22 protein-coding genes are annotated in these 26,132 nt (G+C 65.9%); 1 reads left to right on the forward strand and 21 read right to left on the reverse strand.

Annotated features, from left to right (window positions below; translation table 11 throughout):
* The 4 genes from tuf to rpsL form a co-directional block, all read right to left on the reverse strand.
* The coding region (tuf, locus tag GC150_08805) for an elongation factor Tu (GenBank protein MBI1384994.1) at positions 1–246 on the reverse strand (246 nt) is incomplete at its 3' end.
* A 55-nt stretch (positions 247–301) separates the two neighbouring features.
* Complete coding sequence (fusA, locus tag GC150_08810; GenBank protein ID MBI1384995.1) at positions 302–2,410, reverse strand: elongation factor G; 2,109 nt, start codon at positions 2,408–2,410, stop codon at positions 302–304.
* Positions 2,411–2,476: 66 nt separating this feature from the next.
* Positions 2,477–2,947, reverse strand: coding sequence for a 30S ribosomal protein S7 (rpsG, locus tag GC150_08815; GenBank protein MBI1384996.1), 471 nt, complete (start codon positions 2,945–2,947; stop codon positions 2,477–2,479).
* A gap of 102 nt (positions 2,948–3,049) precedes the next feature.
* Positions 3,050–3,421 (reverse strand): 30S ribosomal protein S12, encoded by a 372-nt coding sequence (gene rpsL / locus GC150_08820; GenBank protein MBI1384997.1) that lies wholly within the window; start codon positions 3,419–3,421, stop codon positions 3,050–3,052.
* 572 nt (positions 3,422–3,993) lie between these two features.
* Between rpsL and GC150_08825 the strand changes: the two genes are divergently transcribed.
* Entirely contained in the window at positions 3,994–4,680 is a 687-nt protein-coding gene (locus tag GC150_08825; protein MBI1384998.1) for a hypothetical protein, read from the forward strand.
* Positions 4,681–4,697: 17 nt separating this feature from the next.
* Here GC150_08825 and dnaE read toward each other — a convergent pair whose 3' ends face one another.
* The 17 genes from dnaE to GC150_08910 form a co-directional block, all read right to left on the reverse strand.
* Positions 4,698–8,177 (reverse strand): DNA polymerase III subunit alpha, encoded by a 3,480-nt coding sequence (gene dnaE / locus GC150_08830; protein MBI1384999.1) that lies wholly within the window; start codon positions 8,175–8,177, stop codon positions 4,698–4,700.
* A gap of 89 nt (positions 8,178–8,266) precedes the next feature.
* Positions 8,267–8,977 (reverse strand): ATP-binding cassette domain-containing protein, encoded by a 711-nt coding sequence (locus tag GC150_08835; GenBank protein ID MBI1385000.1) that lies wholly within the window; start codon positions 8,975–8,977, stop codon positions 8,267–8,269.
* A gap of 5 nt (positions 8,978–8,982) precedes the next feature.
* Positions 8,983–10,206, reverse strand: coding sequence for a lipoprotein-releasing ABC transporter permease subunit (locus tag GC150_08840; protein ID MBI1385001.1), 1,224 nt, complete (start codon positions 10,204–10,206; stop codon positions 8,983–8,985).
* Between the two features lie 59 nt (positions 10,207–10,265).
* On the reverse strand, positions 10,266–11,597 hold the full coding sequence (locus GC150_08845; protein MBI1385002.1) for a proline--tRNA ligase: 1,332 nt from the start codon (positions 11,595–11,597) through the stop codon (positions 10,266–10,268).
* 561 nt (positions 11,598–12,158) lie between these two features.
* Positions 12,159–12,416, reverse strand: a complete 258-nt coding sequence (locus GC150_08850) for a DUF1467 family protein (protein ID MBI1385003.1) — start codon at positions 12,414–12,416, stop codon at positions 12,159–12,161.
* A 4-nt stretch (positions 12,417–12,420) separates the two neighbouring features.
* A complete protein-coding gene (gene mce, locus GC150_08855) occupies positions 12,421–12,825 on the reverse strand; it encodes a methylmalonyl-CoA epimerase (protein ID MBI1385004.1) in 405 nt (134 codons plus the stop codon).
* Between the two features lie 196 nt (positions 12,826–13,021).
* Complete coding sequence (locus tag GC150_08860; GenBank protein ID MBI1385005.1) at positions 13,022–14,710, reverse strand: MBL fold metallo-hydrolase; 1,689 nt, start codon at positions 14,708–14,710, stop codon at positions 13,022–13,024.
* Positions 14,711–14,778: 68 nt separating this feature from the next.
* The gene (locus GC150_08865; protein ID MBI1385006.1) at positions 14,779–15,576 is read right to left on the reverse strand and encodes a biotin--[acetyl-CoA-carboxylase] ligase; all 798 of its coding nucleotides are present in this window, start codon (positions 15,574–15,576) and stop codon (positions 14,779–14,781) included.
* Positions 15,573–17,018 (reverse strand): NADH-quinone oxidoreductase subunit NuoN, encoded by a 1,446-nt coding sequence (gene nuoN / locus GC150_08870; GenBank protein MBI1385007.1) that lies wholly within the window; start codon positions 17,016–17,018, stop codon positions 15,573–15,575. Before nuoN ends, GC150_08865 begins: the two co-directional genes overlap by 4 nt.
* 96 nt (positions 17,019–17,114) lie before the next feature.
* A complete protein-coding gene (locus GC150_08875; protein ID MBI1385008.1) occupies positions 17,115–18,674 on the reverse strand; it encodes an NADH-quinone oxidoreductase subunit M in 1,560 nt (519 codons plus the stop codon).
* Positions 18,674–20,629, reverse strand: coding sequence for an NADH-quinone oxidoreductase subunit L (nuoL, locus tag GC150_08880; protein ID MBI1385009.1), 1,956 nt, complete (start codon positions 20,627–20,629; stop codon positions 18,674–18,676). The genes GC150_08875 and nuoL overlap by 1 nt, the downstream gene beginning before the upstream one ends.
* A 6-nt stretch (positions 20,630–20,635) precedes the next feature.
* Positions 20,636–20,944, reverse strand: a complete 309-nt coding sequence (nuoK, locus tag GC150_08885; protein ID MBI1385010.1) for an NADH-quinone oxidoreductase subunit NuoK — start codon at positions 20,942–20,944, stop codon at positions 20,636–20,638.
* Positions 20,944–21,585, reverse strand: coding sequence for an NADH-quinone oxidoreductase subunit J (locus GC150_08890; GenBank protein ID MBI1385011.1), 642 nt, complete (start codon positions 21,583–21,585; stop codon positions 20,944–20,946). The genes nuoK and GC150_08890 overlap by 1 nt, the downstream gene beginning before the upstream one ends.
* Positions 21,586–21,657: 72 nt before the next feature.
* Positions 21,658–22,149 (reverse strand): NADH-quinone oxidoreductase subunit NuoI, encoded by a 492-nt coding sequence (nuoI, locus tag GC150_08895; GenBank protein ID MBI1385012.1) that lies wholly within the window; start codon positions 22,147–22,149, stop codon positions 21,658–21,660.
* 24 nt (positions 22,150–22,173) lie between these two features.
* Positions 22,174–23,205: an NADH-quinone oxidoreductase subunit NuoH gene (gene nuoH / locus GC150_08900; protein MBI1385013.1), complete on the reverse strand. Its 1,032-nt coding sequence runs from the start codon at positions 23,203–23,205 to the stop codon at positions 22,174–22,176.
* Positions 23,198–23,932, reverse strand: coding sequence for an amino acid racemase (locus GC150_08905; GenBank protein ID MBI1385014.1), 735 nt, complete (start codon positions 23,930–23,932; stop codon positions 23,198–23,200). The genes nuoH and GC150_08905 overlap by 8 nt, the downstream gene beginning before the upstream one ends.
* Positions 23,929–25,995 (reverse strand): NADH-quinone oxidoreductase subunit G, encoded by a 2,067-nt coding sequence (locus GC150_08910; GenBank protein ID MBI1385015.1) that lies wholly within the window; start codon positions 25,993–25,995, stop codon positions 23,929–23,931. Before GC150_08910 ends, GC150_08905 begins: the two co-directional genes overlap by 4 nt.
* Between the last annotated feature and the right edge of the window lie 137 nt (positions 25,996–26,132).

Here is a 26,132-nt window from a genome sequence, read left to right on the forward strand (position 1 = left end):
GCAGTCGACGTGCGCATAGTGGCGGTTCGTCGTCTCGTATTCGACGTGCGCGGTCGAAATGGTGATGCCGCGCGCCCGCTCCTCCGGAGCCTTGTCGATCTGATCGTAGGCCGTGAACGTGGCACCGCCCGTTTCGGCCAGGACCTTGGTGATCGCAGCCGTCAGCGACGTCTTGCCATGGTCGACGTGACCGATCGTGCCGATGTTGCAATGCGGCTTATTGCGTTCGAACTTACCCTTGGCCATATCCGGCTCTCCATTCCCAGTCAGAATCGCTGATGTCCCCGTTACCGATCGGTGCTCAGGCGAACTTCGCCCGAACCTCCTCGGCAACGGCCTGCGGAACCTGTGCGTAGTGATCGAATTGCATCGTGAACTGCGCACGCCCCTGGCTCATGGAGCGCAACGTGTTCACGTAGCCGAACATGTTCGCCAGCGGCACCATGGCGTTGACGACCAGCGCATTGCCGCGCTGGTCCTGTCCCTGCACCTGCCCGCGCCGCGAATTGAGGTCGCCCATGATGCCGCCGAGATATTCCTCCGGCGTCACCACTTCCACCTTCATGATCGGCTCGAGCAGCTTGGGGCCTGCTTTCTGGGCCCCCTCGCGGAACGCCGCCCGCGAGGCAATCTCGAAGGCCATGACGCTCGAATCGACCTCATGATAGGCACCGTCCGTGAGCGTCACCTTGATGTCGAGCATCGGGAAGCCCGCGAGCACGCCGGTGTCGATCACCGATTTGATGCCCTTCTCGACGCCCGGAATGTATTCCTTCGGCACCGCGCCGCCGATGATCGAACTCTCGAAGCTGAAGCCCGAATTCGGCTCACCCGGCTCGATCGTCAGTTTGACGCGCGCGAACTGGCCCGTGCCGCCGGTCTGCTTCTTGTGCGTGTAGTCCACCGAGGCGGTCTTGGTGATCGTCTCGCGATAGGCGACCTGCGGCTGGCCGATATTGGCCTCCACCTTGAACTCGCGACGCATGCGGTCGACGATGATGTCGAGGTGCAGCTCGCCCATCCCCTTGATGATGGTCTGGCCGCTCTCGGGATCGCTGGCGACGCGGAAAGACGGGTCCTCCTGCGCGAGGCGGTTGAGCGCGAGCGCCATCTTCTCCTGGTCGCCCTTCGACTTCGGCTCGACCGCGATCTCGATCACCGGGTTCGGGAACTCCATGCGCTCGAGGATCACCGGCTTGAGGGGATCGCAGAGCGTGTCGCCCGTCGTCACATCCTTGAGGCCGGCGAGCGCGACGATGTCGCCCGCGTACGCCTCTTTAATGTCCTCGCGGCTGTTGGCGTGCATCAGCAGCATGCGCCCGACCCGCTCTTTCTTCTCCTTGACCGTGTTGAGCACGGCCTGGCCGGCCTCGAGACGGCCCGAGTAGATGCGGCAGAACGTCAACGAGCCGACGAACGGGTCGTTCATGATCTTGAACGCGAGCATGCCGAGCGGCTCGCTGTCCGACGACTTGCGCACGATCTCGGCGCCCGTCTTGACGTCGATGCCCTTGATGTCGGGCACGTCGGCCGGGGCCGGAAGATAATGAATGACGGCGTCGAGCAGCGGCTGCACGCCCTTGTTCTTGAAGGCCGAGCCGCAGAACACGGGGAAAAACTGCACCTCACAAGTGCCCCTGCGAACGAGCGCGCGAATTCCCGCCTCGTCGGGCATTTCACCCTCGAGATAAGCCTCGGTCGCGGCCTCGTCGACTTCGACGACCGTCTCGATCAGCTTCTCGCGATACTCCTCGCACTGGGCCCGCATCTCGGCCGGGATTTCCTCTTCGCGGAACTTCGCGCCGAGGGTCTCTTCCTCCCAGATGATCGCCTTCATGCGCACCAGATCGACGACCCCGACGAACTGGTTCTCGGCTCCGATCGGCAGCTGCATGACCACCGGCTTGGCCCCGAGCCGGTCGCGGATCATCTTGACACAATTGAAGAAATCGGCGCCGGTCTTGTCCATCTTGTTGACGAAGAACATCCGCGGCACGTGGTACTTGTCGCCCTGGCGCCAGACCGTCTCGGTCTGCGGCTCGACGCCGGCGTTGGCATCGAGGAGGGCAACCGCGCCGTCGAGCACGCGCAGCGAGCGCTCCACCTCGATGGTGAAGTCGACGTGGCCGGGCGTGTCGATGATGTTGACGCGGTGGCGTGGCCCGAGCGGCTGGCCGGAGATATCGAGGAGCTGCCAGAACGTCGTCGTCGCGGCCGACGTGATCGTAATGCCGCGCTCCTGCTCCTGCTCCATCCAATCCATCGTCGCGGCGCCGTCGTGGACTTCGCCGATCTTGTGGCTCTTACCCGTATAATAGAGGATGCGCTCCGTCGTCGTCGTTTTACCGGCGTCGATGTGAGCCATGATCCCGATGTTACGATAGAGCTCGATGGGGGTTTCGCGTGCCATCGTCGTTCTCTCTTGCGTGAGGCCGGACCGAACCGTCGCCTCGCTTAGCTACGTTGCACCCGGCGCCTACCAGCGATAGTGCGAGAAGGCCTTGTTGGCGTCGGCCATCTTGTGGGTGTCTTCCCGCTTCTTGACCGCCGTCCCGCGGTTGTTCGCGGCATCGAGAAGCTCGCCCGAGAGCCTCTCGATCATTGTGTTCTCGTTGCGCTTGCGCGCCGCCGTGATGATCCAGCGGATCGCGAGGGCCTGCCGACGCTCGGCCCGCACCTCGACCGGCACCTGATAGGTCGCGCCGCCGACGCGCCGCGAGCGGACCTCGACGGACGGCATCACATTCTGCAGCGCGTCGCGGAACATCTCGACCGGGTTGCGTTTGGTGCGCTGCTCGATCTGTTCGAGCGCCCCGTAAACGATCGACTCCGCCGCCGACTTCTTGCCGTCGAACATGATCGAGTTCATGAACTTCGAGACGACGAGATCACCGTATTTCGGATCCGGGTTGATCTCGCGCTTGTCTGCTCTGTGACGTCGGGACATCTCGCTCGTCCTTCACGCTGTCTTCTGTCCGCCGTGGTTCCTGACACGCCGGCCGGCGCACCGCTCGTGGCGCCACCAAGGCCCGGCGCCGTTCCTGTCGGCTTACTTCGGCCGCTTGGCCCCGTACTTCGAGCGCCGCTGACGGCGCTTCGGCAGTCCCTGCGTATCGAGCACGCCGCGGATGATGTGATAACGCACGCCCGGCAGGTCCTTCACGCGGCCCCCGCGGATCATGACCACCGAGTGCTCCTGCAGGTTGTGCCCCTCGCCCGGGATGTAGCTCGTCACCTCGAAACCGTTGGTCAGCCTGACACGGGCGACCTTGCGCAGCGCCGAGTTCGGCTTCTTCGGCGTCGTCGTATAGACGCGCGTGCAAACGCCCCGCCGCTGCGGGCACGACTGCATCGCAGGCACCTTGTTGCGCTTCGTCGGCCGCACGCGCGGCTTGCGGATCAGCTGCTGAATGGTCGGCATGCGTTCCGTCCGGTCTCTTTGACAACGGCCCCCCCCGTGAGGGGTGCACAAAAACAAGTGTGATGAGCCGCGATGCCCACTTGGCATCCGGCTCTGACAGCAGAGCATCGCGGCCCCTGACTTGGGGGCGATGATGCATCAGTTCTGGCATTCGGTTTCGTGCTGCAGCGTTTAGGTCGCGTATTGGCACGCGACGCAAAGCCGACCTACCGCCTGCAGAGAGTGCGCGGAAACTAGCTCCTGTCGCCCAGGTCGTCAACACCGTCTGAGCGCGATTTGCAAGAAAGTTCGTGTTCCGGCCTCGCCAACCGGAGGTCGGACAGGGAGAGGAGCGGCTTCGACGGCGAACGGCGCGCGAATTTGCTGGATGCATCCGGCGCAGGCAAGCGCGAACCCACGCCCGCCCCCATGGCCCAGCGCCCGGCGCCCGACGGCTTCCGCGATGATCCGCTCATCCCGGCTCAACCATGGCATCCGACACACGCGCCATTCGGTTTCACATGCGGACCCAATGGGCTAGAATGCTCCCCTGTCGCGAGCCCCCCGGCCCGACAGAGTATGGAGTACGGCTCATGTTCACCTGGGATGCTGCCGGTCTGCTGGGTGTTCTCGGTAATCCGCTGCGTTTGCGCATCGTTGGCCAGCTAGCCCCGCTCGCCGGCGACAGCATCACCCTTTCACGCCTCGCCGCCCGCCTCGGGGAACCCACGGACCGCATCCGCGCAGCCGTCACCCCCTTGCAGGAAGTGGGACTTGTGCTGGTCGAGCGAACCGGTCGTGCCACCCGCTACCGCACCGACGATGCGCTGCTTGCCGCGCTGCTCGAATACCTCGCGCGCCGTCTCGCGCCTGTCGAGCCTGCTGGTCGGCCGAAAAGCCAACCGGCACGCCGCCGGCCGCGATCGCTCGTGGCCGCGCTTTCCGAGCCCGACGCAACGGCTTCACGAGTGACGACGACGGGCGCTGCGACCGTTGCAGCGACGCTGTCGTCATCGAACGAAGGCACCGTCCCTGAGCGGGTCCGCATCCGCGCCCGATCCCGCCCGCATCTGGCTGGAAAACCGTCCCTCGAGCCGTCCGCGGCCGCCAGCCATATCTCTGACGGTAGCGGCAAGGCGGTCGCCTCGACAGCACGCGTGAATACCCTGGTTGCAAGCAAGTCCGGCCGCGAGCCAACGCTCCCTGCGAATGTGTCAGCGCGGCGCCGAGAGCGTCGACCCAGCCCCGAAGGCACGGTCGTCGGTGCCGGTCTCACCTGAGCTCGGCCCCGCCGAAGCTACCCCTCGACGACCGCGATGACCCCGGGCAGCGCCCGCAGCCTCTCGGCCCGCCCCGGCGATACGTCGTAGCCGCCGGGAAGCTCCACGACGACCTCGCGGTGGCGCTCGGCGAGCTGGATCTCGAGACGCACCCGCCCGGCCCCCTCGCTCGCCAGCCCTTCGCGCAGCGCACTCCAGACCGTGCCCGCCCCGAGCCGCAGTGTCAGTCGCTTTCGGATGCGGTTCGCCGCCACATCGAGCGACTCCACCGACGCCACCCGCAACCGCAAGCTCTCGTCGTCGCCGTCGGCATGGACGTGCACCAGCACCGGCGTGCCGGTCTCGAGCAGGTCCGACGCGCTCGTCAAGAGCTCCGAGAACACCATGGCCTCGAATTGGCCAGACGGATCGGAAAAGCCGGCGAATGCGAACTTGTTGCCCTTGGCCGAGCGCCGGATGCGGCAGCTGGTGACTGTTGCAGCGAGCGTCGTCGAAAGGCCCGGAAAGGCCCGATCCGCGAATGCCGCGTACCGCTCGACGCCGAGCTGTTCGAGCACCGAGGCGTACTGATCGATCGGGTGACCGGTGAGATAGAAGCCGACCGCGTCGAACTCCCGCGTCAAACGCTCCGTTGCGACCCATGGCCGCACCGGCCGCAGATCGACCTGCCCGCCCTCGGGCCCCTCGTCCGCGACCACCGCAAAGAGCCCGATCTGACCGCTCGAGCGGTCGCTCGCCAGACGCTGCGCGGTGGCCATGATCGTCTCGGCATTGGCGTGCACCGTCGCGCGATCGACGCCGAGCGCATCGAAGGCGCCCGCCGCCGCCAGCGTTTCGATGGTTCGCCGGTTGAAGGCGCGGGCATCGATGCGCTGAGCGAAGTCGTCGAGGCTCTCGAACGGTCCGCCGCGCGCGCGCGTTGCCTCGATCTGTTCGACAACGCCCCGCCCGATGCTCTTGATCGCCGCCAGCGCATAGCGGATGGCCCCGCCCTCCGGGGAGAAGTCGACGCCGGAGGCATTGACACAGGGCGGCCGCACCTCGATGCCGAGCCGGCTCGCCTCACGGCAAAAGAGCGTCAGCTTGTCGGTATTGCCCATGTCGAACGTCATGGACGCCGCAAGGAAGGCGACCGGATGGTTCGCCTTGAGATAGGCCGTCTGGTAGGCGAGCAGCGCATAGGCCGCAGCATGCGACTTGTTGAAGCCGTAGCCCGCGAACTTGTCGACGAGGTCGAAGATGCCGCCGGCCTTGGCCTTGTCGACGCCGCGCTGGACCGCGCCATCGACGAAGCGGGTGCGCTGCTGCGCCATCTCCTCCTTGATTTTTTTTCCCATGGCACGACGCAGCAGATCGGCCTCTCCGAGCGAATAGCCCGAGAGGACTTGAGCGATTTGCATCACCTGCTCCTGGTAGATGATGACGCCGTAGGTCTCCCCCAGGATCGGCTCGAGCAGGGGATGCGGATACTCGACCGCCTCGAGCCCGTGCTTGCGGTTGATGTACGTCGGGATGTTTTCCATCGGCCCCGGCCGGTAGAGCGAGACCATGGCGATGATGTCCTCGAAGCGGTCGGGCTTCAGCCGCTTGAGGCTCTCGCGCATGCCGACGGATTCGAGCTGGAAAACGCCCGCCGTATCGCCCCGTGCCAGCAGTTCGTAGCTCGCCCGGTCGTCCAGAGCGAGGCGCTCGAGATCGATTTCCCCTCCCCCTCGGCGAACCAGTTCGACCGCGCGCTCGATCACGGTCAACGTCTTGAGACCGAGGAAGTCGAACTTGACGAGGCCCGCCGGCTCCACCCACTTCATGTTGAACTGCGTCGCCGGCAGGGCCGATCGCGGATCGCGATAGAGCGGCACGAGCTGCGTCAGCGGGCGATCCCCGATCACCACCCCCGCCGCATGGGTCGATGCATGCCGATAGAGGCCTTCGAGCTTCATGCCGATCGCGAGCAGGTTCGCGACCGTCTCGTCGCCGTCGCGCGCCTCCGCGAGACGCGGTTCGTCTCCGATCGCCTGCTCGAGCGTGACCGGGTTGGCGGGATTGTTCGGCACGAGCTTGCACAGCCGGTCGACCTGCGTATAGGGCAACTGCAATACGCGCCCGACGTCGCGCAGGACGGCGCGGGCCTGCAGCTTGCCGAACGTGATGATCTGGGCAACGCGATCGGCGCCGTATTTCTCCTGCACGTAGCGGATCACCTCGTCGCGGCGGTCCTGGCAGAAGTCGATGTCGAAATCCGGCATCGAGACGCGCTCGGGATTGAGGAACCGCTCGAAGAGGAGACCGAAACGCAGGGGATCGAGGTCGGTGATGGTGAGCGCCCATGCGACCACCGAACCGGCACCGGAGCCGCGCCCGGGTCCGACCGGGATCGAATGGCTCTTGGCCCACTTGATGAAGTCCGCGACGATGAGGAAATATCCAGGGAACTTCATGCTCGTGATGATCGAGAGTTCGAACTCGAGACGCGCGCGATAATCCTCCTCGGCGTATCCGGGCGCGACGCCTCCCGTTGCCAGCCTTCGGGCGAGCCCCTCGCGGGCCTGGCGCGCGAGTTCGGCGGCCTCGGCGGCCTGATGCGCGATTGTATCGCCCCCTGCCTCGGTGGCGACGAACTGTGGCAGGATGGGCTTGCGCGTACGCGGGCGAACGGCACAGCGCCGGGCGATCTCGATGGTCGCATCGATCGCCTCCGGCAGATCCGCAAAAAGCCGTCCCATCTCGGCCTGCGACTTGAAATAGTGCTCGCGCGTCAAGCGACGCCGCTCGTCCTCGGCAACGTAGGTGCCGGCAGCGATGCAGATGAGCGCGTCGTGCGCCTCGTGATCGTCGGGCGTCGCGAAATAGGGCTCGTTGCTGGCGACGATCGCTAGTCCCTCGCGATAGGCGAGGTCCACCAGCTGCCCCTCGACCGCGCGCTCCCCGGCGAGGCCGTGGCGCTGCAGTTCGACGTAGAGACGGTCACCGAACGCCGAAGCGAGCCGCGCGACCAGACCCTGCGCATCCGCCTCGCGCCCGGCCGCGAACGTGCGATCGACCGGTCCGTCCGGTCCACCCGTGAGACAGATGAGGCCTTCGGCCTTCTCGGCAACGAGTTCCAGCCCGACCGCCGCTCCCCCCTCGCCACCCCGATCGAGATAGGCCCGGCTGGTCAGCTCCATGAGATTGGCGTAACCGCGCTCGTCCTTGGCGATGAGCACCAGCCCACCCGCCACCCAGCCACCGCGCCCCTCGTCCTTGCCGCGCTGATCCTTGCCCGCGGCCGGAGGCGAAAGCGTCAGAACGGACCCGATGATCGGCTGGATGCCGCTACCCGCCGCCTTCTCCGAGAATTCGAGAGCGCCGAAGAGATTGCCCGTGTCGGCGATACCGACGGCGACCATCCCATCGGCCTTGGCAAGCCCGACGAGCTTGCCGACCGGTAGCGCGCCCTCCAGCAGTGAATACGCTGAGTGCACCCGCAAATGCACGAAGGGACGAATGTCGCCCGCCATCCCGCTTGCTCCTCACCTCGACCAGGAAACATGCAGAATGGGCCGATTCCGCCACCGGCCACAACGCTGCCCGCGGTCGGCGGGGACCGTCAGCGACGGTGCGCCGCGCCGACCTCGCCGCTCGTCAGTTCGACGAGCCGCCCCTCGGCGAGCCGCAACGTGCGGTCCATACGGGCGGCGAGTTCGAGATTGTGCGTGGCGATGAGAGCCGCGACACGCTCACGCCGGATCAGCTCGACGAGGGCCGCGAAAACCCGCTCGGCGGTTTCCGGATCGAGGTTGCCGGTCGGCTCGTCGGCCAGCAGCACGTGCGGACCGTTGGCGAGTGCGCGCGCGATCGCCACGCGCTGCTGTTCGCCGCCGGAGAGTTCGGCCGGGCGGTGTCCCATCCGCCCCTCGAGCCCGAGCGACGCGAGCATCGACTTCGCCCGCTCCGTCCCCTCGCGCCGGCTGCGCCCGAGGATGAGCTGCGGAATGAGCACGTTCTCGAGGGCCGAGAACTCCGGCAGCAGGTGGTGGAACTGGTAGACGAAGCCGATGGCGCTACGCCTGAGGCGCGTGCGCGAGCTGTCGTCCATCTTCGAGCAATCCTCGCCATCGATGACGACGCGCCCATTGTTCGGCCGTTCGAGGAGACCGGCGACATGCAGGAGTGACGACTTTCCCGCACCGGACGGGCCGACCAGCGCCACGCATTCGCCAGCGTCGATGTACGTACTCGCCCCGCGCAGCACCTCGATGGTGCGGCTGCCCTGCTCGAAGGTACGCACGATGCCGTCCAATTCGATCGCGTGTGCCATCAGCGTCACTCGTACCTCAACGCCTCGACCGGATCGAGCCGGGAGGCCTTCCAGGACGGATAGACCGTCGCGAGAACCGAGAGGCTGAGCGCCATGATCACGATGGAGGTCGTCTCCCCGACATCGATCTTGGCCGGTAGCGTGGCGAGATAATAGACGTTGGGATCGAACATGGTGGTGCCCGTGAGGGCGCTCACCCCCTGGCGAATGCTCTCGATGTTGCGGCAGAAGATGATCCCGAGGATCAAACCGACGATTGTCCCGACAATGCCGATGCTCGCTCCGGTGATGAGGAAAACGCGCATCACCGCGCCGCGCGTGGCCCCCATCGTGCGAAGGATCGCGATATCGCGGCCCTTGTCCTTCACCAGCATCATCAGGCCGGAAATGATGTTGAGCGCGGCCACCAGCACGATCAGGCTGAGGATGATGAACATGACGTTGCGCTCGACCTCGAGCACGGTGAAGAAGCTCTCGTTGCGCTCCGTCCAGTCGCTGACGAACACGGTCGGCCCGCCCGCCTGGCGCAACTGTGGGATCAACCCGGCGATCGTCTCGGGATCGTCGACCAGCATCTCGAGCACCGTGACCGCACCCGGCTGGTTGAAATAAATCTGCGCCTCGTCGAGCGGCATGAAGACGATCGAGCGGTCGTACTCCGACATGCCGATCTCGAAGGTCGCAACGACCTTGTACTGCTTGATGTTGGGCTTGGTCCCGAAGACCGTGGTCTTGCCGCGCGGATTGATGATCGTGACGAAATCGCCGATGCCGACGCGCAGGTTCTGCGCGAGCCGCGTGCCGATGGCGATGCCCCCCGAGGCGTCGAAACCCTCGAGGCTCCCCTCCTGGATGCGCCCGCCGATCAGTGGCAAGCCGGCGATATCGTTCCCGCGCATGCCCCGCACGAGCGCGCCAGCCGTGTTGGCTGGGCCGGACATCATGACCTGCCCCTCGACCATCGGCATCACTTTGCTCACGCCCCCGACCGTTCGCAGGCGAGAGGCGACGTCGTCGTAGTCCTCGAAACGACCGCCGATCTTGTGCACGATGGCGTGGCCGTTGACCCCGAGGATCTTGTCGAACAGCTCCGCGCGAAAACCGTTCATGACGGCCATCACGACGATCAGGGTCATCACTCCGAGCACGATGCCGATGAACGAGAATCCGGCGATCACCGAGATGAGCCCCTCGCGCCGCCGAGCCCCGAGATAACGCAGCGCCAGCATCCACTCGAACGGTGCGAATGGCGGCGTCTCGCGCCCCTTGCTCCTTGGCCGCGGCGAGCTCAATCGGCCACCGTCAGACGATTGAGGGCAGCTTCGAGCGACAGCGTCTCGCGTCCCCCACTGGCCCGGTCCTTGATCTCGACCTCACCGGCTTTGAGGCCTTTGGGCCCGACGATGAGTTGCTTGGGCAATCCGATGAGATCCATGGTCGCGAACTTCGCCCCCGCGCGCTCGTCGGTATCGTCGTAGAGCACGTCACGCCCGGCCTTCGTCAGCTTTGCCAGCAGCCCTTCGCAGGCCGCATCCGTCGCCGCGTCGCCCGACTTGAGGTTGACGAGCCCGATGTCGAACGGGGCGACGCTCGCCGGCCAGATGATGCCGGCTTCATCGTGGCTCGCCTCGATCACCGCGGCCACCAGCCGCGAGACGCCGATACCATAGGAGCCCGACTGCACCGCCACCTTCTGGCCGTCCGGCCCCTGCACGGTGCAACCGAGCGGCTCGGAATACTTGGTCCCGAAAAAGAAGATGTGACCGACCTCGATGCCGCGCCCGGCGAGTTGGCGCGACTTGGGCACGCGCTTGTCGAATTCGACCGCATCGTGCTTGTCGTCGGTTGCCGCGTACTTGGCGGTGTAGGTCTCGACCACTTTGGCGACGGCGCCGACATCGTCGAAATCGATCTCGAAGGCCGACCAGTCCATGTCGTAGAAATCGCGATCGAAGAACACCGCGCTCTCGCCCGTATCGGCGAGGATCAGGAATTCGTGGCTGTCGTCACCACCGATCGGCCCGGTCTCGGCGCGCATTGGTACGGCCTTCAGCCCCATGCGCGCGAATGTCCGCAGGTAAGCCACGAACATCTTGTTGTAGGAGTGCTGGCCCGCCTCGCGCGACAGGTCGAACGAATAGGCGTCCTTCATCAGGAACTCGCGCCCGCGCATCACGCCGAAGCGCGGCCGTACCTCGTCGCGGAACTTCCACTGGATGTGATAGAGGTTGCGTGGCACGTCCTTGTAGCTCTGCACACCCTGGCGGAAGATGTCGGTGATCATCTCCTCGTTGGTCGGGCCATAGAGCATCTCGCGGTCGTGCCGGTCGCGGATGCGCAGCATTTCCTTACCGTAGGCATCGTAGCGCCCGGATTTCCGCCAGAGATCGGCCGACTGGATGGTCGGCATCAGAACTTCGATGGCCCCGGCCCGGTCCTGCTCCTCGCGCACGATCTGCTCGATCTTCTTGAGCACGCGAAACCCGGTTGGAAGCCAGGAATAGCTACCGGCCGCCTCTTGTCGGATCATGCCCGTGCGCAGCATGAGCTGATGGGAGACGATCTCGGCCTCCTTCGGCGTCTCGCGCAGGACCGGCATGAAGTATTGTGAAAGACGCATTCGCTGCTCCAGGCCATCCGCCGGCTGCCGCGGTGCTCCGACGCCCGCTTCCGCTCCGGCGCGGGCGCTCTGACGTCACCGGCCGTTCCGCCGCACACTCCTGCCAGCAGTTAGCTGTTTCGACCGCAAGGCGCAATGGCGACCCACTGGCGCCCCCCGTCCCTCCGGGGATTCGTCGTCGAAGTGGCGTTCACAATGTGACCGCACGGTGCCGCGCTGCACCGCGCCTGGACCAGCTAATTTTCCGATAGGGGGTGCACGTGGATGATGACAAGTGCGTGTCGATTGGCTAACGTCTGGTCCGTGGGAGCCAATGCCGCTCGAGACGGCAGGTACGCCCAAGTCTAGGGAGAGGAATGAGGCCGGCGATCACGGGCCTCAGAGTTCGCTGTAGAGTAACCGGGACATCCGGGGAGTGGTGAATACGACCAACGCAAGGCCTCTGCGCCTTGCGTTTTCGTTTGTGCGATCACCGCTGGCGAGATGAGTGATCCGGTTGGTCTTGCCGACCTTTCGGGCCGTGCTCTCAGGAGCACCGCTCGCCCATCCGGGCGCCGGCCGTCACAACCCGCCGGGCAGGCTGTCCAAGTCGATCAGACGCTCGGTGATGATGATGTAGATGCCGGCGAAAACGACGCTGGCGACAACCGTCGTCATCAACACCTTGCGCAGCAGCCGGGGGCTGGTCGGGGCGCTTGCGGGCGTGCCCGGAACCACCTCGCCGCTTTCGCCCTGCGTGCGCACGCCGATCGGCAGGATCGCGAACAGCACGATCCACCAGACGACGAAATAGATGGCGAGCGCGAACGTCAACGACATGGCTCTATGCCTGCTCCAGCTCGACCAACGTGCCGCAGAAGTCCTTCGGGTGCAGGAAGAGCACGGGCTTGCCATGCGCCCCGATGCGCGGCTCTCCGTCACCGAGCACGCGCGCACCGCCCGCCTTCAACCGATCACGGGCGGCAAGGATGTCATCCACCTCGTAGCACACATGATGGATTCCGCCCGAAGGATTGCGCTCGAGGAAGGCCGCGATCGGCGAGCCCTCGTTGAGCGGTTCGAGCAGCTCGATCTTGGTGTTGGCCAAGGTGACGAAGACGACGGTAACGCCGTGCTCGGGCTGGGCGAGCGGTTCCGACACGTTTGCCCCGAGCACGTCGCGATAGATGGCGCACGAGGCGGCGAGGTCGCGCACCGCGATGGCCACGTGGTTCAACCGTTCGATCATGCCGAAACTCCCGTTTGCCCGGTCCCTGTTGCCGACCAGTTGCCGACCGCCCCGCACTGGAATTTACAAGCCCGCCCGTTCAATCCTTGGCACCACGAGCGGTTTGCTGCCGGCTCGTTCGACGGATGCGACCGCGCGGCTGTGGGCGGAAAGAGTGCTCCGGCACACCCCTTGGACCGCATGCCTCAATGCCCGATCAGACAACGGTCAGCAACACCTTGCAGATCGGCTTCTTGCCCCAGACCTCCGAGACCGCGCTCCGCGCCGCACGCCTCGCCGCCTCGGTGAGCGTGCCAGCGTCCTTTGCCCGCCCCCGCGGAATGCTGCCGATCGCCCGCGCAACGACCACCGCCACGACCTCGCGCATTTCGACGCCATCGTCGTCCTCGCCCGGCACCCCGTCGGTGATCACGCAGGGTTTGCCGAGCAATTCACCCTTGCGCGAGACCGCGAGCGCAACGACCACGATCCCGACTTCCGCCAGTTTGCGACGCTCGCGAACCGACTGATCGGTCCCCTCGATGATGAGGCGCCCGTCCCGGAAGATTCGCCCCGTTGCGACGGTCCCCACCACCTCCGTCGGCCCCGGCAGTAGCCGGACCAGCGTCCCGTTGGCCGCCACCAGCGCCGTCTCGATGCCCTGTTCTTCCGCGAGGCGCCGGTGCTCGGCCATGTGCCGCGCCTCCCCGTGCATCGGAATGAGGGCCTTGGGCTTCAGCATCGCATACATGCGCTTCAGTTCCTCGCGACGCGGATGACCGGTCACATGCACGCGCCGTTCGGCATCCGTCACGATGTCGACGCCCATTGCCGCGAGCGCGTTCTGCACGCGCCCGACGGCATCCTCGTTTCCCGGGATCGTGCGCGAGGAGAAGATGACGAGGTCGCCGCGCCGCAAGCTCACGGACTGATAGGCTTCGGTCGCGATACGCGCGAGCGCGGCCCGTGGCTCGCCCTGGCTGCCGGTGCACAACAGCACCGCCTCGTCGCGCTTGAGATACCCGAATGTCTCGGCCTCGGAGTACTTGAAGTCGCGCGGCAACACGCCCGTTTCGATCGCAACCTCGATGTTTCGGATCATCGAGCGCCCGGCCACCACGAGTTGGCGACCCGCGGCGCGCGTCGCCTCCGCGACCGACAGAACGCGCGCCATGTTCGAGGCAAAGAGCGTAACGGCGACCGCCTGGCGCGCCCCTTTGATGATCTCGGTGAGAGTGCGCCCCACCTCACCCTCGGTGATCGAGCTGCCTTCCCGAATGGCGTTGGTCGAATCGCAGATCAGGACGTCGACGCCCTCCGTCCCGATCGCCTCGAGACGCGCCACGTCCGTAGGCTTCCCGATGACGGGCTCGTCGTCCAGCTTCCAGTCGCCGCTATGGACCACGACGCCGCCCGCCATGCGCATGACCAGCGCATTGGGCTCCGGAATCGAGTGGGCGACGGTCACCAGCTCGAGGTCGAACGGGCCGACCTCGAAGCGCTGGCCCTGCTTGATCTCGATGATCTCGATGTCCTGCGTTCCACCGTAGTCGCGCAGCTTGGCGCGCAACATGCCGATCGTGAAGGCGGTGGCATAGACCGGCGCCCTGAGGTCCTCCCAGAGATCGAGGACGGCGCCCACGTGATCCTCGTGAGCATGCGTCAGCACGATGCCGGCGAGCCGGTCGCGCTGGTCCTCGATGAACCGTGTGTCCGGCATGATGACGTCGACGCCGGGCTCGCCTGGACCCGGGAACGTGACGCCGAGGTCGACCATCAGCCAAGCGCGATCGGCTGGCGGCCCATAGCCGTAGAGATAGCAGTTCATGCCGATCTCGCCGGCGCCGCCGAGCGCAACATAGACGAGCTCGGCACGGCCCGACTGGCCGCTCCGCGCTGCTGGCATAAGTCCTCCCTCTCGGGTCGAAGCCAGTCGCTCGACCCGTTGCTCGCCGTTCCCGGCCACTTCTCAACTCAGTTTTTTAGCAACACGTCGCCGAAAGTCACTTCGCAAATGACACCATCGTTCAATGCCAGCCGCAGCGCCCCCCGATCGGAGAGCCCCGCGATCCGGCCCGCGAGCTGACGATCGCCCGTGTTGACGACCACGTCCGTTCCGTTCTCGAGCGCGCGGGCGAGCCATGCGGCGCGCACCAGCGCGCTCGCCCCATCACCAGGACGGCTGCTCGCTTCGGCGATGCCGATCCAGCCGAGCAGGGCTCTCGAAAGGCCGTCGAGCACCGCTTCGAAATCCGCCTCGATCCCGGCAGCGGCGAGCGACGTCGTCGCGCGACCGGCGATGTCGGGCGCACGGGTGAGATTGATGCCGATGCCGATCACGACCGCCTCGCGTCGGCCTTCCACAGGCGCCACGCGCTCGATCAGCAGCCCCGCCACCTTGGCGCCACCAACGAGCACATCGTTCGGCCATTTGAGCCGGATGGCAGAGGTCGCGACGCCCGCCCCCGCGAGATCGGCGATCGCATCGAAGGTCGCGACCCCCGCGATCAGCGGCAACGCCTCGACGACCTCGCGTGAGAGCGGCCTCCTGATGAGGAGTGAGCCGGCAAAGCTGCCATCCTCGCTCGTCCACCTTCGCCCTGCCCGACCGCGCCCCGCGGTTTGCCTCGCGGCTGTCCACCAGACGTAACCAGGTCCATCCCCGACGGCCGATGCCAGGGCATCGGCATTGGTCGAGCCTGTCACCTCGGCATGCACGCGCGCGATGCGCGGGGCCGGTCGTGGCAGCCTCGCCTTCGCGCCCGGGCTCAAAAGAGCGACTTGGCCGCAGCCTCGGCGGCCGCCACCAGCGGTGCCGGCACGAAGACGAAGAGCAGCGTGAACAGGCCCGAAGCACCCAGCACGACGCGCGCCCCGTTCGCCATCGGCTCGAAGCGCTCGACCGGCTCCTCGAAGAACATCAGTCGAACGATGTTGAGGTAGTAATAGGCCCCGACCACGCTCGCGAGCACGCCGAGGATGGCGAGCGGATAGAGCCCCGCGTTCACGGCCGCCAGAAAGACGTAGAACTTGGCGAAGAAACCGGCGAGCGGCGGGATACCGGCGAGGGAAAACAGCAGGACGGCGAGCAGGAACGCCATTGGGGGATTGCTCTGTGCGAGGCCCGCCAGCTCGCTCACCTCCTCGACGCTGCCATTGGCCCGCCTCATGGAGAGGATGCACGCGAAGGCACCGAGCGTCATGACCAGATAGATGGCCAGGTAGATCGCCACCGACTTCGCCCCTTCCGGGCTGGCGGCCGCCAGGCCAACCAGTGCGAAACCCATGTGACCGATCGAGGAATAGGCCATCAGCCGCTTGATGTTGGTCTGCCCGATCGCGGCAAAGGCACCCCACGCCATGGAAGCGATGGACAGGAACACCAGCACCTGCTGCCACTGCGGTGTGATGCTCGGAAAGGCGGTCAGCACCACGCGCGCCAGCAGCGCCATCGCGGCGATCTTGGGAGCGGCGGCAAAGAACGCCGTCACCGGCGTCGGCGCGCCTTCATAGACGTCCGGCGTCCACATGTGGAAGGGCACCGCCGAAACCTTGAAAGCGAGGCCCGCGAGTACGAAGACGAGCCCGAAGATGAGGCCGATGCCCGCCCCACCCGATTGGAGCTGGCTGGCGATCGCCCCGAACTCGGTGGTGCCCGTGAACCCGTAGACCAGCGAAGAGCCATAGAGGAGCAGCCCGGACGAGAGCGCCCCGAGCACGAAGTACTTGAGCCCCGCCTCGCCCGAGCGCGCGCTGTCGCGCCGCGCGGCCGCGATCACGTAGAGCGCGAGGCTCTGCATCTCGAGCCCGAGATAGAGCGCGATCAGCGTGCCGGCCGAGACCATCACCAGCATGCCGGTGACGGAGAGCAACACGAGTGCTGCCAGTTCGAACGTGAGGATTCTCGCGTCCTCCAGCGCTTCGAAGGACATCACGAGGGTGAGCGCCGCACCGAGGAGCACCAGCACCTTCATGAAGCGGGCGAAGGAATCACCGACGAACGCTCCACCGAAGAGCACGGTCTTGCCGGCCGGCTGCGCGAGCACCACGGCCGCCGCCGCCAGCAACACCACCACCGCCAGCGTCAACAGCGCGCCATCTCGCGGCTTCGGCGCGAACACCCCGAGCATCAGGATGAGCAGCGCGCCCGCCACCAGAATGATCTCGGGCAGGAACGGGGCGTAGGACGCCAGATTGGCGGGATCGAAATTCATCAGCTCATCTCCCGGGCCGCCTCCGCGTGCCCAAAACCTTCATCGCCGCTCCGCCGGCCGCACGCCAGCCCGCCGTCGGCCCCGCCCTTCGCGCACCTAGCGCACGGCGATCGCCACTGCCTGCCCGAGCCCGGCATCGGCAACTGCCGCACGATAACCGGCGAGCAGATTTTCGACCGACACCGCGAACACATCCAGGATCGGCCCCGGATAGAAGCCGAAGAAGATGGTCAGTACGACCAGCGGCAGTATGCATGCGATCTCGCGCGCATTGACGTCGGAGATCGACTTCAAGGCCGGCTTTTCCAGCACTCCGAAAATGACCCGGCGGTAGAGGTAGAGGGCGTAGGCCGCCGAGAGGATGACGCCGGTCGTCGCGAGGAACGCGACCCACGTGTTCGCCTTGAAGGCCCCGATCAGGGTGAGGAACTCCCCGACGAAGCCGCTCGTGCCGGGCAGACCCACATTGGCCATGGTGAAGATCAGGAAGAAGGTCGCATAGATCGGCATCCGGTCGGCGAGCCCGCCATAGGCTGCGATCTCGCGCGTGTGCATGCGATCGTAGACGACACCGACGCAGAGAAAGAGCGCCCCGGAGATGAAACCGTGGCTGATCATCTGGAAGAGGCCGCCGCCGACGCCCTGCGTGTTGAGCGCGAAAAGCCCCATGGTCACGAAGCCCATGTGCGCCACCGAGGAGTAGGCGATGAGCTTTTTCATGTCGACCTGGGCGAGCGCGACGAGCGAGGTGTAGACGATCGCGACCACACTGAGCGCGAAGACCAGCGGCGCCAGGATGTCGGACGCGATCGGGAACATCGGGATCGAGAACCGCAGGAAGCCGTACCCGCCCATCTTGAGGAGGATGGCCGCGAGCACGACGGAGCCCGCCGTCGGCGCCTCGACGTGCGCGTCCGGCAGCCACGTGTGCACCGGCCACATCGGCATCTTGACGGCGAAGGAGGCAAAGAACGCCAGCCAGAGCAGCGTCTGCATGCCGCCCCGGACCTCGACGCCGAGCACACTGAAGGTCTCGAACGGGAACTTCGTTTGCAGCAGCGTCGGAATGTCGGTCGTGCCGGCATGCCAGTACATCGCCATCATGGCGAGCAGCATCAGCACCGAGCCGAGCAGCGTATAGAGAAAGAATTTGAAGCTCGCATAGACGCGCCGCTTGCCGCCCCACACCCCGATGATGAGGAACATCGGAATGAGGCCGCCCTCGAAGAAGAGATAAAAGAGCACGAGATCGAGCGCGCAGAACACGCCGATCATCAGCGTCTCGAGGACGAGGAACGCGATCATGTACTCCTTGACGCGCGTCTTGATGCTGTCCCAGCTCGCCAGGATGCAGATCGGCATGAGGAAGGCCGTCAGCACCACGAAGGGCAGCGAGATGCCGTCGACTCCCATCTTGTAGCGGATCGTGCCGCCGAGCCAGGCGGCCTCCTCGACGAACTGGAAGGCCGGCGTCGTCGGGTCGAACAGCCACAGCAGCCAGAGCGCGGGCAGCAGCGTGATGACGGTGGTCCAGAGCGCGGTCCAGCGCGCGTTCCCTTCCGCCTCGCGCGGCACGAACAGGATGAACAGCGCCCCCGCCAGTGGCAGGAACGTGACGCCCGTCAGGAGCGGAGGATAATCCGTCGCCGGGTTCATCAGCGGGCACCTCCGAAGACCATGAAGTAGGACACCATGAGGGCGATGCCGATCAGCATGGCGAACGCGTAGTGATAGACGTAGCCGGTCTGCAGCTTGCCGACGCCGCGCGTCACGTCGAGAACCCTTGCCGCCACTCCGTCCGGCCCGATGCCGTCGATGATCCGCTGGTCACCGGTGCGCCAGAGCAGCCGCCCGAGCCACATCGTCGGGCGCACGAAGAGGAAATCGTAGAGTTCGTCGAAGTACCACTTGTTGAGCAGGAAGAGGTAGAGCGGCCGCAAGGCGCGGGCCAGCGCCGGCGGAATGCCCGGTGCGACGATGTAGAAGAGATAGGCGAGCGCGAACCCCGACAGCATCATCACGAAGGGCGTCCAGTAGACGAACTCGGGCACGTGATGCATCGCCTCGAGGATGTGGTTGTCCGGCCGGTTGTAGAGCGCCGCGCGCCAGAACGCGCCATACCCCTCGCCGATGAAGACATGCTTGAAAGCGATCCCCGCGAGCACCGCGCCGACCGCGAGCAGGATGAGCGGCACCAGCATCACCCACGGGCTTTCGTGGATGTGCTTGACCACTTCCGGACGCGCGCGCGAAGTGCCGTGGAAGGTCATGAACATCAGGCGCCAGGAATAGAACGAGGTGAAGAAGGCGGCGATCGCCAGGAGATAGAAGGCGTATTCGCCAACCGGCGTGTGCGCCCCGTAGGCGGCCTCGATGATCGCGTCCTTGGAATAGAAGCCGGCAAAGCCCGCCACGTGCGGCAGACCGAAGCCGGTCAGCGCAAGCGTGCCGATCAGCATCATCGCCCATGTCCAGCGGATCTTGGAGGCAAGGCCGCCCATGTTGCGCATGTCCTGCTCATCGCTCATCGCGTGGATGACGGACCCGGCGCCGAGAAACAGCAGCGCCTTGAAGAAGGCGTGCGTGAAAAGGTGGAAGATCGCGACGGAATAGGCCCCGAGGCCGCAAGCCGCGAACATGTAGCCGAGCTGCGAGCAGGTCGAATAGGCGATGACACGCTTGATGTCGTTCTGCACGAGGCCGACGGTCGCGGCAAAGAACGCCGTGCTCGCCCCGACCGCCGTCACGACGAAGAGCGCCGACTGCGAGAGCTCGAAGAGCGGCGACAGTCGCGCCACCATGAAGACCCCGGCCGTCACCATGGTCGCGGCATGGATGAGGGCCGAGACCGGCGTCGGGCCCTCCATGGCGTCCGGCAGCCAGGTATGCAGCAGGAGCTGCGCCGACTTGCCCATCGCCCCGAGGAAGAGGAGCAGGCAGAGCGTCGTCAACACGTCGACCTCGTAGCCGAGGAACGCGAAGGTCTTGCCGACCTGGTCGGGCGCGGCCGCGAACACCGCGTCGAAATCGATCGACCCGAACACCGCGAAGACGCCGAAGATGCCGAGCGCGAAGCCGAAATCGCCGACCCGGTTGACGACGAACGCCTTCATCGCCGCCGCGTTCGCCGACGGGCGATGGTACCAGAAGCCGATGAGGAGATAGGAGGCGAGCCCGACGCCCTCCCAGCCGAAGAAAAGCTGGAGGAAATTGTCGGCCGTCACCAGCGACAGCATCGCGAAGGTGAAGAGCGAGAGATAGGAGAAGAACCGGGCGCGGCCGTGATCGTGGTGCATGTAGCCGATGGAGTAGATATGCACCAGCGCCGAGACGCTGTTGACCACGACCAGCATCACCGCGGTCAGCGTGTCGATGCGGATCGACCAGGAAACGTCGAGCTCACCCGACGTGATCCACCGCACGATCTCGACCTGCACCTTGTCCGGCGAACCGCCGAAGCCGGTCTGCACCAGCACGATCCACGAGAGCACCGCCGCCAGCGAGACGCAGAAGCACGTGACGATCTCCGCGGCCTTGTCGCCGATCCGCGAGCCGAGGAGGCCCGCGATGAGGCAGCCGAGCAGCGGCAGGAAGAGAATGGCCGAATACATGCGCCCTCAGCCTTTCATCAGGTTGATGTCCTCGACAGCGATGCTGCCGCGGTTGCGGTAGTAGACGACCACGATGGCGAGCCCGATCGCCGCCTCGCCTGCCGCCACGGTGAGGACCAGCAGCGTGAAGATCTGACCGACCAGGTCGCCGAGATGGACGGAAAAGGCGACGAGGTTGATGTTGACCGCGAGCAGCATCAGCTCGATCGACATCAGGATGACGATGACGTTCTTGCGGTTGAGGAAAATACCGAAGACGCCGAGCGTGAAGACGATCGCCGACAGCGTCAGATAATGCCCGAGCCCGATCTCCATCACCCCTGTCTCCTGCTGCCCGGCATGATCGCTCCGCCGGTCGGCACCGTCTTGATCTCGATCGCGGTTGCCGGTGTGCGCGCGATCTGTGCCGCCGCCGACTGGCGTTTGACGCCCGCGCGCTTTCGCAGCGTGAGCACGATCGCCCCGACCATCGCAACCAGCAGGATCAGCCCCGCGAGCTGGAAGAAATAGACGTACTGCGTATACATCAACCGGCCGATCGCGCGCGTGTTCGTGATGTTCTCGGCCACCGCCGGCAACGGTGCCTCGGGACGCGCGGCAAGCTCGGGCGCGATCGCCCAGCTTCCGAGGACGAGCACCAGTTCCACCAGCAGCACGCCGCCGATCGCGGCCCCGAACGGCAGATAATTCGTGAACCCCGCCCGCAGTTCGGCGAAATCGACGTCGAGCATCATGACGACGAAGAGGAACAGCACCATCACCGCGCCGACGTAGACGATGAGCAGCATCATGGCGAGGAACTCGGCCCCGAGCAGCACGAAGAGCCCAGCCCCGTTGAAGAACGCGAGGATGAGATAGAGCACGGCGTGCACAGGGTTGCGCGCCGTGATCACCATGAACGCCGAAGCAACGAGCACGCCGGCAAAGAGATAGAAAAAGGCGGCTTGCAGGAACATCAGGTCAGGTCTCCATGCCCGCTTTCGGCCGCACCCTCGAGGGGGAGGAAAGAATGGTCACCTCTGCCCCCATCACCGATACGGCGCATCGAGCGCGAGGTTCTTGGCGATCTCGCGCTCCCAGCGGTCGCCGTTCGCCAGCAGCCGGTCCTTGTCGTAGAAGAGCTCCTCGCGCGTCTCCGTCGCGAACTCGAAATTCGGCCCCTCGACGATTGCATCGACCGGGCACGCCTCCTGGCAGAACCCGCAGTAGATGCACTTCACCATGTCGATGTCGTAGCGCGTCGTGCGCCGGGTGCCGTCGTTGCGCCGGGGCCCCGCCTCGATGGTGATCGCCTGGGCGGGGCAGATCGCCTCGCAGAGCTTGCAGGCAATGCAGCGCTCTTCGCCATTGGGATAACGCCGCAAGGCGTGCTCGCCCCGGAACCGCGGTGAAATGGGCCCCTTCTCGAACGGGTAGTTCAGCGTCAGCTTGGGGCGGAAGAAATACCTCATAGCCAGCCAGGCGGCCGAGAGGAACTCGAAGAGGAAGACCGATTTGACGGCCTGCGCGACACCCGACATCGTATCCTCCTTTCGCCTCGACCCTCAGCTTCCCGCCGGCCCGAAGCCGCCGAAACGAAGCACCGCCGCCGTTGCCACCACCATGAACAACGAGATCGGCAGGAACACCTTCCAGCCGAGCCGCATCAACTGGTCGTAGCGGTAGCGCGGCACGATCGCCTTCACCAACGCGAAGAGAAAGAAGACGAAGCACACCTTCGCGATGAACCAGATCACCCCCGGCACCCAGTTGAAGGGCGCCACATCAAACGGCGGCAGCCAGCCCCCCAGAAAGAGGATCGTCGTCAGCGCGCACATCAGCACGATCGCGACGTATTCGCCGAGCATGAAGAGGAGGTACGGCGTCGAGGAATACTCGACCATGAAGCCGGCGACCAGCTCCGATTCCGCTTCCGGCAGATCGAACGGCGGCCGGTTCGCCTCTGCCAGCGCCGAGATGAAGAAGATGACGAAGATCGGGAACAGCGGCAGCCAGAACCAGTTGAAGAGGCCGAGTTCCCCCTTCTGCGCCATCACGATGTCGGAGAGGTTGAGCGAGCCCGCCACCAGCAGAACACAGACGATGACGAAGCCGATCGAGACCTCGTAGGAGATCATCTGCGCCGACGAGCGCAGCGCCCCGAGGAAGGCGTATTTGGAGTTGGAGGCCCAGCCGCCCATGATGACGCCGTAGACCTCGAGCGAAGAGATCGCGAGGATATAGAGGATGCCGACATTGAGGTTGGCGATCACCCAGTTTTCGTCGACCGGGATCACCGCCCAGGCCGCGAGCGCCAGCACCGAAGCAACCAGCGGCGCGAGCAGGAACACGCCCTTGTCGGCGCCCGACGGGATGATCGGCTCCTTGAGCACGAACTTGAGGAGGTCGGCGAACGATTGCAGCAACCCGAAGGCGCCGACGACGTTCGGCCCCTTGCGCATTTGCACGGCCGCCCAGATCTTGCGGTCGGCGAGCAGCAGGTAGGCGATGATGATGAGCAGCGCCACCAGCATCGCCACGCTCTGGGCGACGACGATCACGAACGGCAGGCCGTAGGTCGTCCAGAAATCAGCCATGGGTCCCCGTCGCCCCCCTGTTCCAGCGCGCGTCCGCTTCGGCGAGCGCCAGATCGAGCGCCGCGTCGGCATGCACCAGCGTGGTATCGAAAACCGGCACCCCGACGTTGCCGCCCCCCAGCAGCATGCCGACCTCGGTGCATCCGAGAATGAGGCTATCGGCGCCCGCTGCCGCCAATCGTGACGCGATGGCTTCGAACTCCAGCCGTGAGGCCGGCGCGACCACACCCTGGCAGAGTTCATCGTAGATGATGGTATGAATGCGCTCGCGATCGGCCGCAGAAGGCAGCACCACGTCGAGCCCGTGACGCGCGAGGCGCCCGGTGTAGAAGTCCTCGGTCATCGTGAAGCGGGTCGCCATCAGACCGGGCCGCCGGTGGCCCGCTGCCAGGATCCGCTCGGCGGTGGCGTCCGCGATGTGGAGGAACGGTACGCCGAGCCGCGCCTCGATACGCCCGGCGACACGGTGCATCGTGTTGGTCGCCAGCAGCACGATTTCGGCCCCCGCCCGCTCGAGCCCCACCGCCACCTCCGCCAGCAGCGCGCCGGCCTCGTTCCAACGGCCCGCCGCCTGCATCTCGGCGATCGGCGCGAAATCGAGTGAATGGATCAGCACGCGCGGCGAATGCAGGCCCCCGAGCCGCCGGCGCGTCTCGGCCACCAGGCGCTCGTAATAGAGCACCGTCGAATGCGCGCTCATGCCGCCGATGATGCCAATGGTCCTCATTGTGCCGCCATGGCCATGCTCGAGCGCAGTGCGCTCAGGTCCCCCATCACCGCAGACGCGCGGGCAATCGGGTTGGTCAGATAGAAGTCCGAGATCGGAGACCTGAAGGGCGCCGTGCCGATCGGCCCGCCGCTCCGCGCCAGCGCCTCGATCGCCGAAATCCCATTGTCGTCACCGGCGGGAGCGATGGCATCGATCGCACCGAAATGCGGATGGCGCGACACCAATTGCGCGCGCAGCGCACCGAGGTCGTCGAAGCCGAGTGCCTTTCCCATTCGCCCGGCGATCGCCCGTACGATCGCCCAATCCTCCTTGGCCTCGCCAGGCGGGAACACCGCACGCTGCGTCATCTGCACGCGCCCCTCGGTGTTCACGTAGATCGCCGACTTCTCGGTATGGGTCGCGCCCGGCAGGATCACGTCCGCTCTGTGCGCCCCGCGGTCACCATGCGAGCCCTGGTAGATGACGAACGGCCCCGCCGGAATCTCGATCTCGTCGGCCCCGAGGTTGTAGATGACGTCGACGGCACCATCGGCGATCCGCCCCGCGTCGGCACCGCCCGCCCCCGGCACGAAGCCGATGTCGAGCCCGCCGACCCGCGCCGCTGCCGTGTGCAGCACGCCGAAGCCGTTCCAGCCCTCGCGCACGACGCCGAGCGAGAGCGCGGCCTTGGCCGCCATCGCCATGACGGCTGCCCCGTCCGCTCGCGCATAGGCCCCCGGACCGACGATGAACATCGGGCGCTCGAGCTTCACGCGGCCATGATCGATGAATTGCTCGAGGCTCGCGGCTCCGGCCCCGAGATGGTTGTAGGGGTAGGTGAGGTCCACCGGCTCGCCGATCAGACCGAGCAGCAATCCGCCCCGCAGGTATCGCTTGCGGATGCGCGCATTGAGCACGGCCGCCTCGAGGCGTGGGTTGGCCCCGATCAGCATGATGCCGTCGGCCGCCTCGATCCCCTCGATGGTCGGATTGAAGAGATAGCCCGCCCGCCCGTGGGCCGGATCGAGCTTCTCGCCCGCCGTGCGGCAATCGAGGTTGGGGCTGCCGAGCGTCGCCATGAGCGCCTGGAGCGCGAACATCTCCTCGATCCCGGCGAGATCGCCTGCGAGCGCTCCGATGCGCTCGCCGGGCGTGCCGGACAGCCGCTCGCCAACGACCGCGAGCGCTTCGTCCCAGCTCGCCGGCTCGAGCCGCCCGTCCCGCCGCACGTACGGCCGGTCGAGCCGCTGCGTGCGCAGCCCGTCCCAGATGAAGCGCGTCTTGTCGGAAATCCACTCCTCGTTCACCGCGTCGTTGTTGCGCGGCATGATGCGCAGCACCTCGCGCCCGCGCGCGTCGACCCGGATCGCCGAGCCGAGTGCATCCATGACGTCGATCGATTCGGTCTTGCGCAGTTCCCACGGCCGCGCCTGATAGGCGTAGGGCTTGGAGGTCAGCGCCCCGACCGGGCAGAGGTCGATGACGTTGCCTTGCAATTCCGAGGTCATGCCAGCCTCGAGATAGGTCGTGATCTCCATGTCCTCGCCGCGCCCGATCGCGCCGAGTTCCTCGACGCCCGCGACCTCGGTCATGAACCGCACGCAGCGCGTGCAGTGGATGCACCGCGTCATGATCGTCTTGACGAGCGGCCCGATGTTCTTGTCCTCGACCGCCCGCTTGTTCTCGGCATAACGCGAGGTGTCGACGCCATAGGCCATCGCCTGGTCCTGCAGGTCGCATTCGCCGCCCTGGTCGCAGATCGGGCAGTCGAGCGGATGGTTGATCAGCAGGAACTCCATCACCCCCTCGCGCGCCTTCTTGACGATTGGCGAGTTGGTGCGGATTTCGGGCGGTTCGCCATTGCGTCCGGGTCTGAGATCCGAGACGCCCATGGCGCACGAGGCGACGGGCTTGGGCGCTCCGACCACCTCGACGAGGCACATCCGGCAGTTGCCGGCGATAGAGAGGCGCTCGTGATAGCAGAAGCGCGGCACCTCGACGCCCGCCACTTCGCACGCCTGGATCAGCGTCAGGCCGGCGTCGAGGTCGTGCTCGGTGCCGTCGATGATCAGCTTGGGCATGATTGCGGTCCTGGCTCGGGGCGGGCATGCGTGGCGGTCGCCGTGGTGTTAGCGAAATTGTGCGCCGGGCTCCAGCCCCTCTAAGGTCGCTGAGGCAACGAAGCGGTGGAGGGCCCCGAGCCGTGGGCAACTGCAGC

It is taken from the genome of Hyphomicrobiales bacterium (assembly GCA_016125495.1).
Taxonomy (GTDB): Bacteria; Pseudomonadota; Alphaproteobacteria; order Rhizobiales; family RI-29; genus RI-29.

What these genes read in the sequence shown, in the direction of transcription:
- fusA (MBI1384995.1), bottom strand. Translation starts at nt 2,410, where the DNA reads ATGGCACGCGAAACCCCCATCGAGCTCTATCGTAACATCGGGATCATG.
- rpsG (MBI1384996.1), bottom strand. Translation starts at nt 2,947, where the DNA reads ATGTCCCGACGTCACAGAGCAGACAAGCGCGAGATCAACCCGGATCCG.
- rpsL (MBI1384997.1), bottom strand. Translation starts at nt 3,421, where the DNA reads ATGCCGACCATTCAGCAGCTGATCCGCAAGCCGCGCGTGCGGCCGACG.
- GC150_08825 (MBI1384998.1), top strand. Translation starts at nt 3,994, where the DNA reads ATGTTCACCTGGGATGCTGCCGGTCTGCTGGGTGTTCTCGGTAATCCG.
- dnaE (MBI1384999.1), bottom strand. Translation starts at nt 8,177, where the DNA reads ATGGCGGGCGACATTCGTCCCTTCGTGCATTTGCGGGTGCACTCAGCG.
- GC150_08835 (MBI1385000.1), bottom strand. Translation starts at nt 8,977, where the DNA reads ATGGCACACGCGATCGAATTGGACGGCATCGTGCGTACCTTCGAGCAG.
- GC150_08840 (MBI1385001.1), bottom strand. Translation starts at nt 10,206, where the DNA reads ATGCTGGCGCTGCGTTATCTCGGGGCTCGGCGGCGCGAGGGGCTCATC.
- GC150_08845 (MBI1385002.1), bottom strand. Translation starts at nt 11,597, where the DNA reads ATGCGTCTTTCACAATACTTCATGCCGGTCCTGCGCGAGACGCCGAAG.
- GC150_08850 (MBI1385003.1), bottom strand. Translation starts at nt 12,416, where the DNA reads ATGTCGTTGACGTTCGCGCTCGCCATCTATTTCGTCGTCTGGTGGATC.
- mce (MBI1385004.1), bottom strand. Translation starts at nt 12,825, where the DNA reads ATGATCGAACGGTTGAACCACGTGGCCATCGCGGTGCGCGACCTCGCC.
- GC150_08860 (MBI1385005.1), bottom strand. Translation starts at nt 14,710, where the DNA reads ATGCCAGCAGCGCGGAGCGGCCAGTCGGGCCGTGCCGAGCTCGTCTAT.
- nuoN (MBI1385007.1), bottom strand. Translation starts at nt 17,018, where the DNA reads ATGAATTTCGATCCCGCCAATCTGGCGTCCTACGCCCCGTTCCTGCCC.
- GC150_08875 (MBI1385008.1), bottom strand. Translation starts at nt 18,674, where the DNA reads ATGAACCCGGCGACGGATTATCCTCCGCTCCTGACGGGCGTCACGTTC.
- nuoL (MBI1385009.1), bottom strand. Translation starts at nt 20,629, where the DNA reads ATGTATTCGGCCATTCTCTTCCTGCCGCTGCTCGGCTGCCTCATCGCG.
- nuoK (MBI1385010.1), bottom strand. Translation starts at nt 20,944, where the DNA reads ATGGAGATCGGGCTCGGGCATTATCTGACGCTGTCGGCGATCGTCTTC.
- GC150_08890 (MBI1385011.1), bottom strand. Translation starts at nt 21,585, where the DNA reads ATGTTCCTGCAAGCCGCCTTTTTCTATCTCTTTGCCGGCGTGCTCGTT.
- nuoI (MBI1385012.1), bottom strand. Translation starts at nt 22,149, where the DNA reads ATGTCGGGTGTCGCGCAGGCCGTCAAATCGGTCTTCCTCTTCGAGTTC.
- nuoH (MBI1385013.1), bottom strand. Translation starts at nt 23,205, where the DNA reads ATGGCTGATTTCTGGACGACCTACGGCCTGCCGTTCGTGATCGTCGTC.
- GC150_08905 (MBI1385014.1), bottom strand. Translation starts at nt 23,932, where the DNA reads ATGAGGACCATTGGCATCATCGGCGGCATGAGCGCGCATTCGACGGTG.
- GC150_08910 (MBI1385015.1), bottom strand. Translation starts at nt 25,995, where the DNA reads ATGCCCAAGCTGATCATCGACGGCACCGAGCACGACCTCGACGCCGGC.